The organism is Pseudomonas sp. C5pp (assembly GCF_000814065.1).
Taxonomy (GTDB): Bacteria; Pseudomonadota; Gammaproteobacteria; order Pseudomonadales; family Pseudomonadaceae; genus Aquipseudomonas; species Aquipseudomonas asiatica.
In genome coordinates, this window is sequence record NZ_JWLN01000001.1 from 25,950 (window position 1) to 42,806 (window position 16,857).

Annotated in this window: 14 protein-coding genes and 1 pseudogene; 5 read left to right on the forward strand and 10 right to left on the reverse strand. The window is 62.8% G+C overall.

Going from position 1 to position 16,857, the window contains the following annotated elements; translation table 11 throughout:
* Nucleotides 1-105: 105 nt before the first annotated feature.
* The 4 genes from RR51_RS00125 to trxA all read right to left on the reverse strand — a co-directional run bounded on the left by RR51_RS00125 (nt 106) and on the right by trxA (nt 4,701).
* Entirely contained in the window at nt 106-1,074 is a 969-nt protein-coding gene (locus RR51_RS00125; RefSeq protein ID WP_013974732.1) for a CDP-6-deoxy-delta-3,4-glucoseen reductase, read from the reverse strand.
* Nucleotides 1,074-2,540 (reverse strand): 4-hydroxy-3-polyprenylbenzoate decarboxylase, encoded by a 1,467-nt coding sequence (ubiD, locus tag RR51_RS00130; RefSeq protein ID WP_013974733.1) that lies wholly within the window; start codon nt 2,538-2,540, stop codon nt 1,074-1,076. Before ubiD ends, RR51_RS00125 begins: the two co-directional genes overlap by 1 nt.
* 201 nt (nt 2,541-2,741) lie before the next feature.
* A complete protein-coding gene (rho, locus tag RR51_RS00135; RefSeq protein ID WP_003253661.1) occupies nt 2,742-4,001 on the reverse strand; it encodes a transcription termination factor Rho in 1,260 nt (419 codons plus the stop codon).
* A gap of 373 nt (nt 4,002-4,374) precedes the next feature.
* Nucleotides 4,375-4,701, reverse strand: a complete 327-nt coding sequence (gene trxA, locus RR51_RS00140) for a thioredoxin TrxA (RefSeq protein WP_012274768.1) — start codon at nt 4,699-4,701, stop codon at nt 4,375-4,377.
* A gap of 256 nt (nt 4,702-4,957) precedes the next feature.
* Here trxA and ppx point away from each other — a divergent pair, with 256 nt between their 5' ends.
* The gene (gene ppx / locus RR51_RS00145; RefSeq protein ID WP_004375529.1) at nt 4,958-6,460 is read left to right on the forward strand and encodes an exopolyphosphatase; all 1,503 of its coding nucleotides are present in this window, start codon (nt 4,958-4,960) and stop codon (nt 6,458-6,460) included.
* Here ppx and ppk1 read toward each other — a convergent pair.
* The gene (ppk1, locus tag RR51_RS00150) at nt 6,447-8,687 is read right to left on the reverse strand and encodes a polyphosphate kinase 1 (protein WP_013974735.1); all 2,241 of its coding nucleotides are present in this window, start codon (nt 8,685-8,687) and stop codon (nt 6,447-6,449) included. The two genes, ppx and ppk1, sit on opposite strands and share 14 nt — an antisense overlap.
* Before the next feature lie 213 nt (nt 8,688-8,900).
* Between ppk1 and RR51_RS28725 the strand changes: the two genes are divergently transcribed.
* Nucleotides 8,901-9,545 (forward strand): DedA family protein, encoded by a 645-nt coding sequence (locus RR51_RS28725; protein WP_161795729.1) that lies wholly within the window; start codon nt 8,901-8,903, stop codon nt 9,543-9,545.
* 501 nt (nt 9,546-10,046) lie between these two features.
* On the opposite strand, the pseudogene RR51_RS31455 reads toward RR51_RS28725, so the two are convergent.
* Nucleotides 10,047-10,673, reverse strand: a pseudogene (locus RR51_RS31455) (sterol desaturase family protein); the annotation flags it as partial.
* Nucleotides 10,674-10,785: 112 nt separating this feature from the next.
* On the opposite strand from RR51_RS31455, the gene elbB reads away from it, so the two are divergent.
* The gene (gene elbB / locus RR51_RS00165; protein ID WP_013974738.1) at nt 10,786-11,445 is read left to right on the forward strand and encodes an isoprenoid biosynthesis glyoxalase ElbB; all 660 of its coding nucleotides are present in this window, start codon (nt 10,786-10,788) and stop codon (nt 11,443-11,445) included.
* Nucleotides 11,446-11,624: 179 nt separating this feature from the next.
* Here elbB and RR51_RS00170 read toward each other — a convergent pair whose 3' ends face one another.
* Entirely contained in the window at nt 11,625-12,077 is a 453-nt protein-coding gene (locus RR51_RS00170; protein ID WP_013974739.1) for a YaiI/YqxD family protein, read from the reverse strand.
* A 172-nt stretch (nt 12,078-12,249) separates the two neighbouring features.
* Here RR51_RS00170 and RR51_RS00175 point away from each other — a divergent pair, with 172 nt between their 5' ends.
* A complete protein-coding gene (locus tag RR51_RS00175; RefSeq protein WP_039612300.1) occupies nt 12,250-15,105 on the forward strand; it encodes a class I adenylate cyclase in 2,856 nt (951 codons plus the stop codon).
* 117 nt (nt 15,106-15,222) lie between these two features.
* On the opposite strand, the gene rnk is transcribed toward RR51_RS00175, so the two are convergent.
* The 3 genes from rnk to cyaY all read right to left on the reverse strand — a co-directional run bounded on the left by rnk (nt 15,223) and on the right by cyaY (nt 16,338).
* Nucleotides 15,223-15,633: a nucleoside diphosphate kinase regulator gene (rnk, locus tag RR51_RS00180; RefSeq protein ID WP_023661830.1), complete on the reverse strand. Its 411-nt coding sequence runs from the start codon at nt 15,631-15,633 to the stop codon at nt 15,223-15,225.
* Between the two features lie 146 nt (nt 15,634-15,779).
* Nucleotides 15,780-16,004 (reverse strand): DUF1289 domain-containing protein, encoded by a 225-nt coding sequence (locus RR51_RS00185; RefSeq protein ID WP_039612301.1) that lies wholly within the window; start codon nt 16,002-16,004, stop codon nt 15,780-15,782.
* Between the two features lies 1 nt (nt 16,005).
* A complete protein-coding gene (gene cyaY / locus RR51_RS00190) occupies nt 16,006-16,338 on the reverse strand; it encodes an iron donor protein CyaY (RefSeq protein ID WP_004375540.1) in 333 nt (110 codons plus the stop codon).
* Nucleotides 16,339-16,634: 296 nt separating this feature from the next.
* Between cyaY and lptM the strand changes: the two genes are divergently transcribed.
* On the forward strand, nt 16,635-16,850 hold the full coding sequence (gene lptM, locus RR51_RS00195; protein ID WP_004375542.1) for an LPS translocon maturation chaperone LptM: 216 nt from the start codon (nt 16,635-16,637) through the stop codon (nt 16,848-16,850).
* The last annotated feature ends 7 nt before the right edge of the window (nt 16,851-16,857 follow it).

Here is a 16,857-nt window from a genome sequence, read left to right on the forward strand (position 1 = left end):
TCCGCGCTCCCGACGACTGGAAAGTACTGTTTCAGCAACTGTGAAAGTTATTAGCCAAGGCGGTAACAATTACCGCCTTATACCAATACTTTCAAACTTCAGTTATTAGCCGCGCGGTGCGTAGGCAAACACATCGGCACGCATGCGATGCGCATCCATGCCGGCTTCGACCAAGGCGTCGAGCGTGGCATAGATCATGTTCGGGGAGCCGCTGGCATATACATGCACGCTGTTTAGGTCGGCGATGTCTTCGCAGACCGCCTCATGCAGCATGCCGCAACGGCCTTCCCAACCGCACAGGTCGCTGACCACCTGGTGCAGGAACAGGTTGGGCAGGCGCTGCCATTCGTCCCAGTGCTCGATCTGGTAGAAGTCCTCGGGCCGACGCACGCCCCAGTACAGGTGCACCGGGTGCTTGAAACCTTGTGCCCGGCAATGCTCGACCAGGCTGTGCATCTGACCCATGCCGGTGCCAGCAGCGATCAGCACCAGCGGCCCATCGGGCAACTCGGCCAGGTGGGTGTCACCGAACGGCATTTCAATGCGCGCCAGGCCGTCGCGCTTGAGCTGCTCGATAAGTTGCAGCGCACTGGGCTCGCGCGCCAGCACATGCAGCTCCAGCTCGCGTCCGGCATGGGGTGCGGAAGCCAGCGAAAACGCCGCCTGCTTGCCGCCTTCGCGCTCGATCATCAGGTACTGCCCCGCGTGATAGCGCGGCGGCCTGCCAGCCGGCGCGCGCAACCGCACGCGCCAGACGTCGCCACCGACCTCGACGCACTCACTGACACTGCACGCCAGTTTGCGCACCGGCAGCTCGCCAAGGGCGAGCACACCATCCCAGAGCAACACGCAGTCCTCCAGCGGTTCGGCAATGCAGGTGAACAGCTCGCCATGGTCGCGGACTTCGCCGTCCTGGCGTACCCGGCCTTCGACCAACAACGCGGCGCAGACATGGCAATTGCCATTGCGGCAGCTGTTCGGGCAGTCATAGCCCAGCCGCCGCGCTCCATCCAGGATCCGTTCCCCGGGTTCGAGCGCCAGCACCGCCCCGGACGGCTGCAACGTTACCTGCATCAATCTATTCCCAACTGATCCCACAGCTCATCGATACGGCGGGTGACGGCTTCGTCCTTGACGATGACCCGTCCCCATTCGCGTGTAGTCTCGCCCGGCCACTTGTGCGTGGCATCCAGGCCCATCTTCGACCCCAGCCCGGATACCGGTGACGCGAAGTCCAGGTAATCGATCGGGGTGTTGTCGATCATCACCGTATCACGCTTGGGGTCCATGCGTGTGGTGATGGCCCAGATCACGTCATTCCAGTCACGGGCATTGATATCGTCATCGGTGACAATAACGAACTTGGTGTACATGAACTGTCGCAGGAACGACCACACACCCAGCATCACGCGCTTGGCGTGGCCCGGGTACTGCTTCTTCATGGTCACCACCGCCATACGATACGAGCAGCCTTCCGGTGGCAGATAGAAATCGACGATTTCCGGGAATTGCTTCTGCAGGATCGGCACGAACACTTCGTTCAGCGCCACGCCGAGGATCGCCGGCTCATCTGGCGGGCGGCCGGTGTAGGTGCTGTGGTAGATCGGTTTCTGCCGATGGGTGATGCGCTCGACGGTGAACACCGGGAAGCTGTCCACTTCGTTGTAGTAGCCGGTGTGGTCGCCATACGGGCCTTCCGGGGCCATTTCGCCCGGGTGGATCACGCCTTCCAGGATGATTTCGGCGGTGGCTGGTACCTGCAGGTTGCTGCCGCGGCACTTGACCAGTTCGGTGCGGTTGCCACGCAGCAGGCCGGCAAAGGCATACTCGGAGAGGGTGTCCGGCACCGGGGTCACGGCGCCGAGGATGGTGGCCGGGTCGGCGCCCAGGGCCACGGCGACCGGGAACGGCTGGCCAGGGTTCTTCTCACACCATTCGCGGTAGTCCAGGGCGCCGCCACGGTGGCTGAGCCAGCGCATGATGACCTTGTTGCGGCCGATAACCTGCTGGCGGTAGATGCCCAGGTTCTGACGGTCCTTGTTCGGGCCGCGGGTGACGGTAAGGCCCCAGGTGATCAGCGGTGCCACGTCGCCCGGCCAGCAGTGCTGGATTGGCAGAGCGCCGAGGTCGACGTCATCGCCCTCGATGACCACTTCCTGACACACCGCGTCCTTGACCACTTTCGGCGCCATCGACACGACTTTCTTGAAGATCGGAAGCTTGGACCAGGCATCCTTCAGACCCTTCGGCGGCTCCGGCTCCTTGAGGAAGGCCAGCAGCTTGCCGATTTCCCGCAGTTCATCGACCGACTCGGCACCCATGCCCATGGCCACACGTTCCGGGGTGCCGAACAGGTTGCCCAGCACCGGGATATCGAAGCCGGTGGGCTTTTCGAACAGCAATGCAGGGCCCTTGGCACGCAAGGTGCGGTCGCAGACCTCGGTCATTTCCAGGACGGGGGAGATCGGAACCTGGATGCGCTTGAGCTCGCCGCGCTGTTCCAGGCCACGGATGAAGTCGCGCAAGTCGCGATACTGCATGCAGAAGCCTCATGTTGGCCGTATCGGTCGGGGGTGCAGAGTGTAGCGCCGTTCAGTGCTTAATAGCCAAAAATGACTTGGGGCCGCTTTGCGCCCCATCGCGACACAAGGCCGCTCCTACAGGGAATGCGTAATCCTGTAGGAGCGGCCTTGTGTCGCGATGGGGCGCGAAGCGGCCCCATAAATTCCGGCCTGAAACGCTTACTTGCGCTTCATCGACAGGAAGAACTCGTCGTTGGTCTTGGTCTGCTTGAGCTTGTCGACCAGGAACTCGATGGCGGCGATTTCGTCCATCGGGTGCAGCAACTTGCGCAGGATCCACATGCGCTGCAGCTCGTCGTCGGCAGTCAGCAGCTCTTCGCGGCGGGTACCGGAGCGGTTGATGTTGATGGCCGGGAACACGCGCTTCTCGGCGATGCGGCGGTCCAGAGGCAGCTCCATGTTGCCGGTGCCCTTGAACTCTTCGTAGATCACTTCGTCCATCTTCGAGCCGGTTTCGACCAGCGCGGTAGCGATGATGGTCAGCGAACCGCCTTCCTCGATGTTACGCGCGGCGCCGAAGAAGCGCTTCGGCTTCTCCAGGGCGTGGGCGTCGACACCACCGGTCAGTACCTTGCCGGAGCTCGGGATCACGGTGTTGTAGGCACGCGCCAGACGGGTGATCGAGTCCAGCAGGATGACCACGTCCTTCTTGTGCTCGACCAGGCGCTTGGCCTTCTCGATTACCATTTCGGCAACCTGCACGTGGCGGGTTGGCGGCTCGTCGAAGGTAGAGGCAACCACTTCGCCGCGCACGGTGCGCTGCATTTCGGTCACTTCTTCCGGGCGCTCGTCGATCAGCAGGACGATCAGGTGGCACTCGGGGTTGTTACGGGTGATGTTGGCCGCGATGTTCTGCAGCATGATCGTCTTGCCCGCTTTCGGCGGAGCAACGATCAGGCCACGCTGACCTTTGCCGATCGGGGCACACAGGTCGATGACGCGGCCGGTCAGGTCTTCGGTGGAGCCGTTACCGGCTTCCATCTTCAGGCGCTTGTTCGGGAACAGCGGCGTCAGGTTTTCGAACAGGATCTTGTTCTTCGCGTTTTCCGGGCGGTCGAAGTTGATGGTGTCGACCTTCAGCAGGGCGAAGTAACGCTCCCCTTCCTTCGGCGGGCGGATCTTGCCGACGATGGTGTCGCCGGTACGCAGGTTGAAGCGGCGGATCTGGCTGGGCGAGACGTAGATATCGTCAGGGCCGGCCAGGTAGGACGCATCAGCCGAACGCAGGAAACCGAAACCATCCTGGAGAATCTCCAGCACGCCGTCACCCGAGATCTCTTCGCCGCTTTTCGCGTGCTTCTTCAGCAGGGCGAAAATCACGTCCTGTTTGCGCGAACGGGCCATGTTTTCGATGCCCATCTGTTCGGCCATTTCCAAAAGATCGGTAATCGGCTTTTGCTTGAGTTCAGTCAGGTTCATAAGGGGAATGACGTAATCATGTAAGAAGGGAGAATTAAGCTTCTGGCTTAATGAGGCCGCGCCGCTAGATGGCGACAGGATCGCGTACTGATTCGAATTAGGGATGCTTCGGCGACGGCGTGTAGAGGGCACTGGAGAAGCAGTGCGAGGCCGAATGTAACACTTGCTTTTTTCTGCGTCTAGTGGTTTTGCCCTGCCATTTTCAGCTGCAACACACCTGTCTGTAGGAGCAGCCTTGTGCTGCGAAGAGGCCATCAGCCGCAGCGACAACGTCAGCCTTACCGGCCCTTTCGCAGCACAAGGCTGCTCCTACATGGGCAAGACTGCCTTTGCAGAGGCAAAAAAAACCCCGCATCTGCGGGGCTTTTTCACATCACAGGTGGGCGTCGAGGAACGCGGCTAGCTGCGATTTGGACAGGGCGCCGACCTTGGTGGCTTCGACGTTGCCGTTCTTGAACAGCATCAGCGTCGGGATACCACGCACGCCGTGCTTGGCCGGGGTTTCCTGGTTCTCGTCGATGTTCAGCTTGGCGACGGTCAGCTTGCCCTCGTAGGTGGCAGCGATATCGTCCAGAACCGGAGCGATCATCTTGCATGGGCCGCACCATTCAGCCCAGTAGTCGACCAGCACCGGGCCTTGAGCCTGCAGTACGTCGGCTTCGAAGCTGGCGTCGGTGACGTGTTTGATTTTGTCGCTCATGGAAATCTCCAAGGTCGTAAGCAATAAAAAACGTTGCCCATCATAGCCGCACCCGTCTCCTACAGGAAGCCGCGGACGATTGAGTGTAACTATAGTTGTGCAAGACGCCACGAATCGAAACTGTCATACAGACGTCATAGCATCGAATGGCACATTGCCTTACATCAAGGCCAGCTCAACGGCTGTGTGCCACGCGTTGGCGACAGCCTGCTATCGTGGCACGATTGCCGGGTTAACGACCGAGAACAACCAGATCATGCCGCATACCATCGCGAAGAACCTGTCCCTGATCGCCGCCATCGACCTTGGCTCCAACAGCTTCCACATGGTCGTGGCCAAGGCCCACCATACCGAAATCCGCATTCTCGAGCGGCTCGGCGAGAAGGTTCAGTTGGCCGCCGGCATCGACGAAGAACGCATGCTCAGTGAAGAGGCAATGGAACGAGGCCTGGATTGCCTCAAGCGCTTTTCCCAACTGATCAACGGCATGCCGGCAGGCTCCGTGCGCATCGTCGGTACCAACGCCTTGCGCGAAGCCCGCAACCGCAACGAATTCATCCAGCGCGCCGAAGCCATCCTTGGCCACCCGGTCGAGGTGATCTCCGGCCGTGAAGAAGCGCGCCTGATCTACCTGGGCGTGTCGCACACCCTGGCCGATACCCCCGGCAAGCGCCTGGTGGCCGATATCGGCGGCGGCAGTACCGAGTTCATCATCGGCCAGCGCTTCGAGCCGCTGCTGCGCGAAAGCCTTCAGATGGGCTGTGTAAGCTTCACCCAGCGCTACTTCCGCGACGGCAAGATAACCCCGGCCCGCTACGCCCAGGCCTACACCGCCGCGCGCCTGGAGCTGATGAGCATCGAGAATGCCCTGCACCGCCTGACTTGGGACGAGGCCATCGGCTCGTCCGGTACCATTCGTGCCATCGGCGCCGCCATCAAGGCAGGCGGCCTGGGCAATGGCGAGGTCAACGCCGAAGGGCTGGCCTGGGTCAAGCGCAAGCTGTTCAAGCTTGGCGAGGTCGACAAGATCGACTTCGAAGGCGTCAAGCCGGACCGCCGCACCATCTTCCCGGCGGGCCTGGCGATTCTCGAAGCGATCTTCGATGCCCTGGAACTGCAGCGCATGGACCACTGCGACGGCGCCCTGCGCGAAGGCGTACTGTTCGACCTGCTGGGCCGCCACCACCACGAAGACGTGCGCGAACGCACCCTGAACTCGCTGATGGAGCGCTACCACGTGGACCAGGGCCAGGCTGCGCGCGTCGAGCGCAAGGCGTTACACGCCTTCGACCAAGTGGCCGACGCGTGGGACCTGAAAGACGGGAATTGGCGCGATCTGCTGGGCTGGGCGGCGAAAGTGCACGAAATCGGCCTGGATATCGCCCACTACCATTACCACAAGCACGGCGCCTACCTGATCGAGCACTCCGACCTGTCGGGCTTCTCCCGCGAGGACCAGCAGATGATGGCCTTGCTGGTACGCGGCCATCGCCGCAACATCCCCAAGGACAAGATCGCCGAACTGGGTGAGGAAGGGGTCAAACTGCTGCGCCTGTGCGTGCTGCTGCGCTTCGCCATCCTGTTCCACCACATCCGTGGCAATCAGCAGATGCCGAAGGTCGAGCTCAAGGCTGCCGACAGCAGCCTCGATGTCGCCTTCCCGGAGGGCTGGCTGGAACAGAACCAGCTGACCCAGGCCGACTTCGCCAACGAGGCGGAGTGGCTGGCCCGGGTCGGCTTCGTCCTCAGCGTACGTTGAGGACCGGGTTGCTCAGGCGCTCCAGCAGGGTCGCCTGGGCACTGCGCGGGTTCTGGTTGCCGGTTGGCGTGCTGCGCACGTAGCGCCCGTCCGGCTGCAGGGTCCAGGCGTGGGTGTTGTCGGTCAGGTAGCCTTCCAGCTCCTTCTTCACCCGCAGCAACAGCTTCTTGCCTTCCACCGGGAAGCAGGTCTCGACGCGCTTGTCGAGGTTGCGCTCCATCCAGTCGGCACTGGACAGGTAGATCTGCTCTTCGCCGCCATTGAGGAAATAGAACACCCGCGTGTGCTCGAGGAAGCGGCCGATGATCGAGCGCACCTGAATGTTGTGCGAAACCCCCGGAATGCCTGGGCGCAGGCAGCACATGCCACGCACCACCAGGTCGATCTTCACGCCCGACTGGCTGGCCTTGTACAGCGCCTTGATGACCTTGGCGTCGGTCAGCGAGTTGAACTTGGCAATGATATGCGCCGGCTTGCCTTCGAGGGCGAACTGGGTTTCCCGCGCGATCATGTCGAGCATGCCCTTCTTCAGGGTGAACGGCGCGTGCAGCAGCTTCTTCATGCGCAGGGTCTTGCCCATGCCGATCAACTGGCTGAACAGCTTGCCGACGTCCTCGGTGAGGGCGTCGTCGGAGGTCAGCAGGCTGTAGTCGGTGTACAGACGGGCGTTGCCGGCGTGGTAGTTACCGGTGCCCAGGTGCGCATAACGCACGATCTCGCCGTGCTCGCGGCGCAGAATCAGCATCATCTTGGCGTGGGTCTTGAAGCCGACCACACCGTAGATCACCACCGCACCGGCCGCTTGCAGGCGGCTGGCCATCTGCAGGTTGGACTCTTCATCGAAGCGCGCCCGCAACTCGATCACCGCAGTGACCTCCTTGCCGTTACGCGCCGCGTCCACCAGCGCATCGACGATTTCCGAGTTGGCCCCGGAACGGTACAGAGTCTGGCGCACGGCAAGCACATGCGGGTCCTTGGCGGCCTGGCGCAGCAGGTCGATCACCGGGGTGAAGGACTCGAACGGGTGCATCAGCAGGATGTCCTGCTTGCCGATCACGCTGAATATGTTGTCGGCATTCTGCAGCAGCTTGGGGATCGCCGGCGTGAAAGGCGTGTACTGCAGCTCGGGATGGCTGTCCAGGCCGGTGATGCTGAACAGGCGGGTAAGGTTGACCGGGCCGTTGACCTGGTAAAGCTCGCTTTCGCTGAGGCTGAACTGCTTGAGCAGGTAGTCCGACAGGTGTTTCGGGCAGGTGTCGGCCACCTCCAGGCGAACGGCGTCACCGTAGCGGCGCGAGAAAAGCTCGCCGCGCAGGGCGCGGGCCAAGTCATCGACCTCTTCGGAGTCCAGCGCCAGGTCGGCGTTACGGGTCAGGCGGAACTGGTAGCAGCCCTTCACCTTCATGCCCTGGAACAGGTCGTCGGCGTGCGCGTGGATCATCGACGACAGGAACACATAGTTGGCGCCCGGGCCACCCACCTCTTCCGGAACCCGGATGACCCGCGGCAGCAGGCGCGGGGCCGGGATGATCGCCAGGCCCGAATCGCGGCCGAAGGCGTCGACACCCTCGAGCTCGACGATGAAGTTGAGGCTCTTGTTCACCAGCAGCGGGAACGGGTGGGTCGGGTCGAGGCCGATCGGGGTAATGATCGGGGCGATTTCGTCGCGGAAGTAGCGGCGCACCCAGGTCTTGAGCTTCGGCGTCCAGTAACGCCGGCGGATGAAGCGGATATGGTGCTTTTCCAGCTCGGGCAGCAGCACGTCGTTGAGGATCGCGTACTGGCGCTCCACTTCGCTGTGCACCAGGTCGCTGATGCGCGCCAGCGCCTGGTGCGGCTGCAGGCCGTCGGCACCAGCCTGTTCACGGGCAAAGTTGATCTGCTTCTTCAGGCCGGCGACGCGAATCTCGAAGAATTCGTCGAGGTTGCTGGAGAAGATCAACAGGAACTTGAGGCGTTCGAGCAGCGGGTAGTTCTCGTCCAGCGCCTGTTCCAGCACACGGATATTGAACTGCAGCTGCGAGAGTTCGCGATGAATGTACAGGCTGCTGTCGTCCAGGCCTGGGATGACGATCGCCGGGGCCGGCGCAGGGGCCGGGGCCGCAGTCTCTGCCACCGGTTCGGCAGGCAGGGGCGCTGGCGGCAGGTCTGGCGGGGTCTGCACCATCTCTTCGGGGAGTTCCTGAGCATCCTTGATCGCGACAGGGGTTAGCACTTCATTATTCATCTGGCGTTCCTGAGGACGTTAACGCCCTATCATCTATTGAGCGGCAAGATAAGCGCCCATTATGACGCCTGTGTTACACGCCAGGGCAAGCCGTGGCGCGTGGCTTCTGGCATTCTCCAAGCAGGAATTGTTCATGTCGAGACACATCTGGACACTTTCACGAACGCGCGCGAAGGGGTAGGCTTCGCGTTCATTTCGCCAGCACCTCAGAAAATGCTTCAACAATTCCTGCAGGATTTCGGCTACTTCGCCCTTTTTCTAGGCACCTTCTTCGAAGGCGAGACCATCCTGGTGCTTGCAGGATTCCTTGCGTTCCGCGGTTACATGGACATAAACCTGGTGTGTCTGGTGGCATTTTTCGGCAGCTATGCCGGCGACCAGCTGTGGTACTTCATGGGCCGCCGCCACGGGCGCAGGATCCTGGCACGCAAGCCACGCTGGCAGGCGATGGGTGACCGGGCGCTGGACCACATCCGTCGCCACCCCGACATCTGGGTACTGAGTTTCCGCTTCGTCTATGGCTTGCGCACGGTCATGCCGGTGGCCATTGGCCTGTCCGGCTACCCGCCACGCCGCTACCTGCTGCTGAACGGTATCGGCGCGGCCATCTGGGCAGTGGCCCTGGGCGCGGCCGCGTATCACTTCGGCGCCATCCTTGAAGGCCTGCTGGGCAACGTGAAACGCTACGAGCTATGGGTGCTCGGTGGCCTGTTGGCGCTGGGCGGCCTGTTGTGGCTGCGCCGGCGTTTCCGCACGTTGCGCGCGGAGCGCAAGGCGGCGGGCAAAGCCCAGGCCCCAGAGGCTGAGCAGGCTGTAAGCCACGAGCACGAACCAGGTCGGCGGCACGACCACCGCTAGGCCCAATGCACCCGCCAGGTACAGCGCCGGCGCATTCGCCAGCAGCCGTACCAACTCCAGGCGCATGGCCCATGGCCGGTTCTCCAGCAACGCGCCCAGCACGAACAAGCCAAACGCCATCAGCGCCCAGCCGAGTACCAGGGCGGCGGTTGGCACGCGTTCGGCCACCTCCATTAGATAGCTGCCCAGCGCCACGTAACCCACGAATTGCGCCGCCACATAGGCCTGCTGCGCACGGCCCAGGGCAACCTCGAACTTGCGAAACAACGCCAGGTCCTGCTTGGCCTGCGGGTAGCGTGCAGCCACATCGGCCGGGCGCCAGCCGGTGGGCATGAACCAGATGCGCAGCTTGTCCCATAGGCTGTCGGCGCGCCGGGCGTCGTGCCAGAGCTGGGCATAGAACTGCAGGTTGGCCCACAGCGGGTTCCAGCTGGCCAGCGGCGTGGTCACCCCGAACACCACCGGCTCGGCTGGGTCCTCCTCTTTGAAGGTACCGAACAGACGATCCCAGAGAATGAACACCCCGCCGTAATTGCGATCCAAGTAAGCAGGATTTTGCGCATGGTGGACGCGATGGTTGGATGGCGTGATCAACACCCACTCAAACCAGCCCAGCTTGGGAATGTGCCGGGTATGCACCCAGAACTGGTACAGCAGGTTGAGCGATGCCACCGTGATGAACACCAGCGGCGGCACACCGAGCAACGCCAGCGGCATGTAGAACAGCCACGAAAAGATGAACCCACTGCTGGTCTGGCGCAGCGCCGTGGTGAGGTTGTACTCCTCGCTCTGATGATGCACCGAATGCGCAGCCCACAGCACGTTGCGCTCGTGGCCAAGACGATGCAGCCAGTAGTAGCAGAAGTCGTACAGGACAAAGGCCAGCAACCACACCCACCAGGCCTGCGGCGGCAGGCGCAGCAACGCCATGTGCTCGAACACCAGCGCATAGGTCACCAACCCCACCCCCTTGGTCAGCAACCCGGTACTGGTCGACAGTGCGCCGGTGCTGAGGCTGTTGATCGAGTCGGCGAGGGTGAAGTTGCGCTGGCCACGCACACGGTCGGCCAGCAGTTCGACGGCGATCAGCACGAAGAAGAACGGCACGGCCAGCAGGATCAGGTCCATGGGTACGACCTCAGACGTTATCCGCCAAGATTAGGCCGCGCTTGCAGGAATCCCTATGGCTACATCTGCCAAACTAGAGGACATTTAGCGCCTCGACACTGGAGTAAAAAGCATGACAAAAAAAGTAGCGGTGATTCTTTCCGGCTGTGGCGTTTATGACGGCGCCGAAATCCACGAAAGCGTGATCACCCTGCTGCGCCTCGACCAGCGTGGTGCGCAGGTGCAGTGCTTCGCGCCGAACATTGCGCAGATGCATGTGATCAACCACCTGACCGGCGAGGAAATGCCCGAATCGCGCAATGTGCTGGTGGAGTCGGCACGCATTGCCCGCGGCGAGGTCAAGGACATCCGCGAGGCCAAGGCCGAAGAGTTCGATGCGCTGATCGTGCCGGGCGGTTTCGGGGCGGCGAAGAACCTGTCCAACTTTGCCGTGGAAGGCGCCAACTGCACCGTTAACCCGGATGTGCTGGCCCTGGCCGAAGCCTTTGCCGACGCCTGCAAGCCGGTCGGCCTGATCTGCATCTCGCCGGCGCTGGCGGCGAAGATCTACGGGCCAGGCGTGGTCTGCACCATCGGTACCGACGCTGGCACTGCGGCGGCCGTGCAGAAGATGGGTGGCACTCATGAAGAATGCGATGTGCACGATATTGTCGAGGACACCCAGCGCAAGCTGGTGACCACCCCGGCGTACATGGAGGCCAAGTCGATCAGTGAAGCGGCTGGCGGGATCTACAAGCTGGTGGATCGGGTGCTGGAGCTGACGCACGAGTAACTGGTGCAAGATTCAGAATCTGACGCGGTCCCTGTGGGAGCGGCCTTGTGTCGCGAAAGGGCCGCAGCGCGGCCCCGGCAATTTATGCGGCGAAGCTGAAATCCTGGGGCCGCTTCGCGGCCCTTTCGCGACACAAGGCCGCTCCCACACGTCGTGTCCATCCTGCCAGCCGGGTCGCTTCAGGGTTTGGACAACCGGGCAATGATCCGGTCCAGCGCATTGGCAAAAGCCTGCTTCTCGCGCTCGCCATAAGGCGCCTGCCCTCCCCCCACCTGGCCCTGCTCGCGCAACTCGGTAAACAAGTTGCGCGCCGCCAGCCGGTCACCCATGTTGCGCTCGTCGAACTCGCGCCCGCGCGGGTCCAGTGCCGCCACGCCCTTTTTCACCAGGCGGTCGGCCAGCGGCACGTCACTGCAGATCACCAACTCACCAGGCACGGCGTGCTCCACCAGGTAATCGTCGGCTGCGTCCATGCCGCTGGGTACCACGATCAGGCGCACGATAGCGAACGCCGGCTTGGCCACAGCCTGGCCCGCCACCATCACTACCTCGAACTTGCGCTTGAGGGCGAACTTGACGATCAGATCCTTGGCTGCCTTGGGGCAGGCGTCGGCATCGATCCACACACGCATCGGAAAACCTCGCAATCAGCTTGAGGCCCCCATCATGCCTCAAGCGCAACGAAAGCTGCAGCAGTCACCCATGGGCGCTGGAAAAATGGCGCCAATATTTCAATTGCCGCTTATCCGACCTCGCCACTCAGGCTACACTCGCCACAGCCCCGCTGGCCTGCCCGAGTGCGCAATGAACCACCCCCACGAAATCCGCCCCGACCTGGACGAAGGCATCGACCGCAAGGTCCTGGCGACATTGCGTGCGCGCTTCCTGCGGCTCAACCAAGGCCGGCTGCAGCGGGCCCTGGAGGGCCTGTCGACGCGCCAGCAACAGGTGCTGACACTGCTGCCGCTGCTGTTTCATGTGAACCACCCGTTGCTGCCAGGCTATGTTTCCGGCAGCACCCCTGCCGGCGTATCGGGCTACGAGCCAGGCGCCGATCTTGTAGTCGAGGCACAGCGTCTTGCCCGCTCGTTCACCTACAAGGCCCGCCATGGCAACCCACCGCGGCCGATCCACGGCCTGTTCCTGATGGGCAGCCTGGGCTCACTGGCCCAGGCCGAGCAAAGCGATATGGACCTGTGGGTTTGCCACGCCCCGGGCCTGGCCGATGAGCTGCTGGACGAACTGCGCCGCAAATGCCAGCTGCTTGAGGCATGGGCGGAAAGCCTGGGTGCCGAGGCGCACTTCTTCCTGATCGACACGCAAGGTTTCGCCCAGGGCCAGCGCGAAGGCCAGCTCGGCTCCGACGATTGCGGTACCACCCAGCACTATCTGCTGCTGGACGAGTTCTACCGCACCACTATCTGGCTGGCCGGGCGCACGCCACTGTGGTGGCTGGTGCCGGTCTACCAGGAACACGATTACCACACCTATACCCAGACCCTGCTGTCCAAGCGTTTCATCCGCAGCCAGGACGCCCTCGATCTCGGCAACCTGGCGCACATCCCGCCCGGCGAGTTCGTCGGCGCCGGCTTGTGGCAGCTGTTCAAAGGCATCGACTCGCCCTACAAGTCGCTGCTCAAGCTGCTGCTGACCGAGTCCTATGCCAGCGAGCACCCCACCGTTCGCTGCCTGAGCCTGGACTACAAGCAGGCAGTGTTCGCCAACCAGCTAGACCTCGACGAGCTGGACCCCTACGTGATGGTGTACCGGCGCATCGAGCGCTACCTGCTGCAGCGTGGCGAACACGCGCGCCTGGAGCTGGTGCGGCGCAGCCTGTACCTGAAGGTTAACAAGAAGCTCAGCGACCCGACCCGGGCCAATGGCTGGCAACGCCGGCTGTTGCAGCGCCTGGCCGACGAATGGGGCTGGGACGAGCGCCAGCTGGCCCTGCTGGACAGTCGCAACCAATGGAAGGTGCAGCAGGTTGCCATCGAGCGCCGTGAACTGGTGGCCGAACTGAACCATAGCTACCGATTTCTCAGCCAGTTCGCTCGCACCCAAAACGCCAGCAGCCGCGCCGACCAACGCGATCTCAATGTGCTGGGCCGGCGCCTTTACGCCGCCTTCGAGCGCCGCGCCGGCAAGGTCGAAGTCATCAACCCCGGTATCGCCCCGGACCTGGCCGAAAGCACCCTGACCCTGGTACAAGCGCCTAATCGCAAGGAGCCCGGCAGCCATCACTGGGAGCTGTACACCGGCAACCTGAGCCCCCATGAGGTGGACCACTTCAGCCCGCTCAAACGCTGCCGCGAGGTGCTCGAGTTGCTGACCTGGGCTTATCGCAACGGAGTGATCGACAGCAGCACGCGCCTGGCGCTGCACCCGGGTGTCAGCGACCTCAGCGAATTCGAGCTATTCAACCTGATCGGCTGCCTGCAGCAGAGCATTCCCCTGCCCTTGCCGACCGTCAGCGAGGTGCGCTTGTTGCAGCCGAGCGTTGCCGACGAGGTGCTGTTGCTGGTCAACGTCGCCATCGACCCGCTGCGCCACCACCGCGACCTGAACATCCTGATGACCACCGAGCGCACAGACTCTTTGAGCTACGCAGGCGTGCGCGAAAACCTGGTCCTGACCCTGGACCAGATCATCCTCAACAGCTGGAACGAAGTACTGGTCCAGCGCTATGACGGCGAGCACGCACTGGTGCGCTGCCTGCGCGACTTCCTCAACAGCCCCGTGCCGCGCGGACACCGGCCGAAGGTGCGAGTGCGTTGCTTCTGCCAGAGCCGCGCCCAGGCCATAGGCCAACGCGTGGAGGAAATATTCGACACCGTACAACTGCTGCTGGACCAGGGCCTGAACCACCGCTACCTGCTGCAGGTGGCCCAACACACCCATGTGCTGGAGCTGATGGCCGGGCATGTCGGCCTCACCACCTTGGCCGAGCATGAGGCACTGCTGAACCACCTGGGCGAAGAACGCAGCGCCTACAGCCCACTGTACCTGGATGCCAACGCCCTGCAGGACCACGACCTGCACCTGGTGCTGGAGCAAGGCCGGCCGTCCTGCATCCAGGTGTTCTACCGCCTGCAGGGTGGCTGGGCCGAGTTGTACGTGCTGGATGAATACAATGCCCTGTGGCAGCAACGCCTGCCGCTGCACGACGAAGCTCACTTGCTGTTGCCGCTGCAGCGCTTTCTGCGCTCGGTGGTGATGCGCCGTGATGCCCGGCTGCCGCTGGACACCCAGCGCGCGGCTTCACTGGACATCCACTACGCGCAACTGTTGCCTTCCGGGCCAGGCAAGGCGCGCAGCATCGAGCCGCGCCAGGCGCCGGTCGAGGGTAGCGACCAGCCTTACTATGAGGTGCAGGCGATCATCCAGGCCGGGGTGGCAGGCGCGGCGCACGTGACGCTGTATTGCGACCAGCAGGAGTTTTCCGAACTGGAGCATGGTGAGCAGTTGTATGCGGTGGTGGCCCGGCAGATCATCGGGCAGCGACGTGGTGCAGGGCAGTACCGCTGCTACATCACGGACCTGGATTTGTCCGAGCTGCTGGATGACCAGCTGGGGTCGACGCAGCTGTACCTGCGCTACAAGCGGGAGCTGGAGCAGGCTTTGAACGAGGGGTTGGAGCAGGTTTTGGCAGAAGGATCCTGAGTTGCCGGGGGACACATGTGGGAGCGGGTTCACCCGCGAACACCGGCGAAGCCGGTGCCATACACCGCGTCGCCTTCTTCGCGGGTAAACCCGCTCCCACAGCGGCCCCCCTGGCCCTTACAGGTCGAAATCGCCCGCCGCTTCCGGCTGGTATTCCACTTCCAGCAGCTTCAGCTTGAGGGTCTTGCCCCCCGGGGCCGGCCAGTCGATCTGTTCGCCCACCGACAACCCCAGCAAGGCGCAACCGATCGGCGCCAGGATCGAGACCTTGCCTTCCGGCCCGGCATCCTTCGGGTACACCAGGGTCAGGTGGTAGTCCTTGCCGCTGGCTTCCTCACGGCAGTGCACACGCGAGTTCATGGTCACCACACCAGCCGGGACTTCCTCGTGACCGACCACCTGCTCGGCGCGGTCCAGCTCGCCCTGCAGGGCGAGCACACCCGGCGTACTCTCGTCGAGGCTGTCGATCAGACGCTCCAGACGTTGTACGTCCAATCGGGTGAGGATGAGGGAAGGCTTGGTGCTCATGATCCAGTCAGACTCCTTTGAACAGGCGGTTTTCATCGTGCAGATAAAGCAAAACCCCGCCCAAGGGCGGGGTTTGTGAAGGCTTTGGCGTCACCGACGCAGAACCCGACGTTACCACAGCCGGGTAAATACTCAAGCCCCTGCGATCAGTGTGCCTTAGCCTGGTCGCGCAGGGCCTGGGCCTCGCGGCAAATCTGCCGGCGCCGTTCGTCATCGGCCGAACGCCATTCACGAATATGCTCGACATGCCGGTGGCAACCTGTGCACACCCGCTGTTCGTCCAGCCGGCAAACGCTGATGCACGGCGACGGCACGGCGGGGCTGACGTTGCTGTAGAGCGGTTTGGGCGGCCGGGCCTGGGTACTGCCCATGTCAGATCTCGTCGAAGTCCAGCTTCTCGCCGGCCCGCTCCCAGACGATGCGCTCGAGCATTTCGCCCAGCAGTTCCTCGCTCTTCTCGCACACCCACTTGCCGCTTTCTTCGTCGTAGTCGAAGTGGAAACCGCCGGAACGGTCGGCCAGCCACAGCTGGCGCAGCGGCTCCTGGCGGCTGAAGATCAGCGTGCTGCCATTGTCGAACTTGATGGTCAGGACACCAGCGGAGTTCTCCATATCCAGGTCCAGGCCGCTCTCGTCGAACAGGTCTTCCAGGGCCTGTTGGGTCGCGTCGACCAGATCATGGAAACGCGCTTCACTCAAACTCATTGCAGGAACCTCGAAATTGGCTGCGTTACAGGCAAGCCCGGCAAGATACGGGCGCTTGCCGCCGAATGCAAAGGTTTAGCCGCTACCTTCACTTGCACCTTCGCGGCTAAAGCCGCTCCTACAGTACTGCACATGGCGTGAGGCCAATGCGGTCGAGGTGGGAGCGGCTTCAGCCGCGAAAGGGCCCTTGCAGGCGGTAAGAATAGCCCGCCCGGCGGGCCGGCCCTTGCATAGGCAAGCCGTCGGTCGCTCGGTATACTCGGGCGCAATACTGCATATTTCTAAGGATTTCACCCATGAAGCGCCTGATTTCCTCCCTCGCGGCGCTGGTCGCTGTTGCCTGCCTCGTTTCGGCCTGCGGCCAGAAAGGCCCGCTGTATCTGCCTGAAGATGGCAAGGACGGCAAGGCCAGCCACAAGTCGCACCAGTACCAGCCAAAAGCCAAGCCGGCCCCGACGCAGGAGCAGCAACCCGAGCTGCAGTCCGAGCCCGAGCAGTCGCCAGCGCAGTAAGGAAACC

Excerpts from the sequence above, each read along its gene's own strand:
- lptM (WP_004375542.1), top strand. The coding sequence starts at position 16,635 with ATGAAGCGCCTGATTTCCTCCCTCGCGGCGCTGGTCGCTGTTGCCTGC.
- RR51_RS00175 (WP_039612300.1), top strand. The coding sequence starts at position 12,250 with ATGAACCACCCCCACGAAATCCGCCCCGACCTGGACGAAGGCATCGAC.
- ppk1 (WP_013974735.1), bottom strand. The coding sequence starts at position 8,687 with ATGAATAATGAAGTGCTAACCCCTGTCGCGATCAAGGATGCTCAGGAA.
- RR51_RS00185 (WP_039612301.1), bottom strand. The coding sequence starts at position 16,004 with ATGGGCAGTACCCAGGCCCGGCCGCCCAAACCGCTCTACAGCAACGTC.
- ubiD (WP_013974733.1), bottom strand. The coding sequence starts at position 2,540 with ATGCAGTATCGCGACTTGCGCGACTTCATCCGTGGCCTGGAACAGCGC.
- elbB (WP_013974738.1), top strand. The coding sequence starts at position 10,786 with ATGACAAAAAAAGTAGCGGTGATTCTTTCCGGCTGTGGCGTTTATGAC.
- rho (WP_003253661.1), bottom strand. The coding sequence starts at position 4,001 with ATGAACCTGACTGAACTCAAGCAAAAGCCGATTACCGATCTTTTGGAA.
- cyaY (WP_004375540.1), bottom strand. The coding sequence starts at position 16,338 with ATGAGTTTGAGTGAAGCGCGTTTCCATGATCTGGTCGACGCGACCCAA.
- RR51_RS28725 (WP_161795729.1), top strand. The coding sequence starts at position 8,901 with ATGCTTCAACAATTCCTGCAGGATTTCGGCTACTTCGCCCTTTTTCTA.
- ppx (WP_004375529.1), top strand. The coding sequence starts at position 4,958 with ATGCCGCATACCATCGCGAAGAACCTGTCCCTGATCGCCGCCATCGAC.
- rnk (WP_023661830.1), bottom strand. The coding sequence starts at position 15,633 with ATGAGCACCAAGCCTTCCCTCATCCTCACCCGATTGGACGTACAACGT.
- RR51_RS00125 (WP_013974732.1), bottom strand. The coding sequence starts at position 1,074 with ATGCAGGTAACGTTGCAGCCGTCCGGGGCGGTGCTGGCGCTCGAACCC.
- trxA (WP_012274768.1), bottom strand. The coding sequence starts at position 4,701 with ATGAGCGACAAAATCAAACACGTCACCGACGCCAGCTTCGAAGCCGAC.
- RR51_RS00170 (WP_013974739.1), bottom strand. The coding sequence starts at position 12,077 with ATGCGTGTGTGGATCGATGCCGACGCCTGCCCCAAGGCAGCCAAGGAT.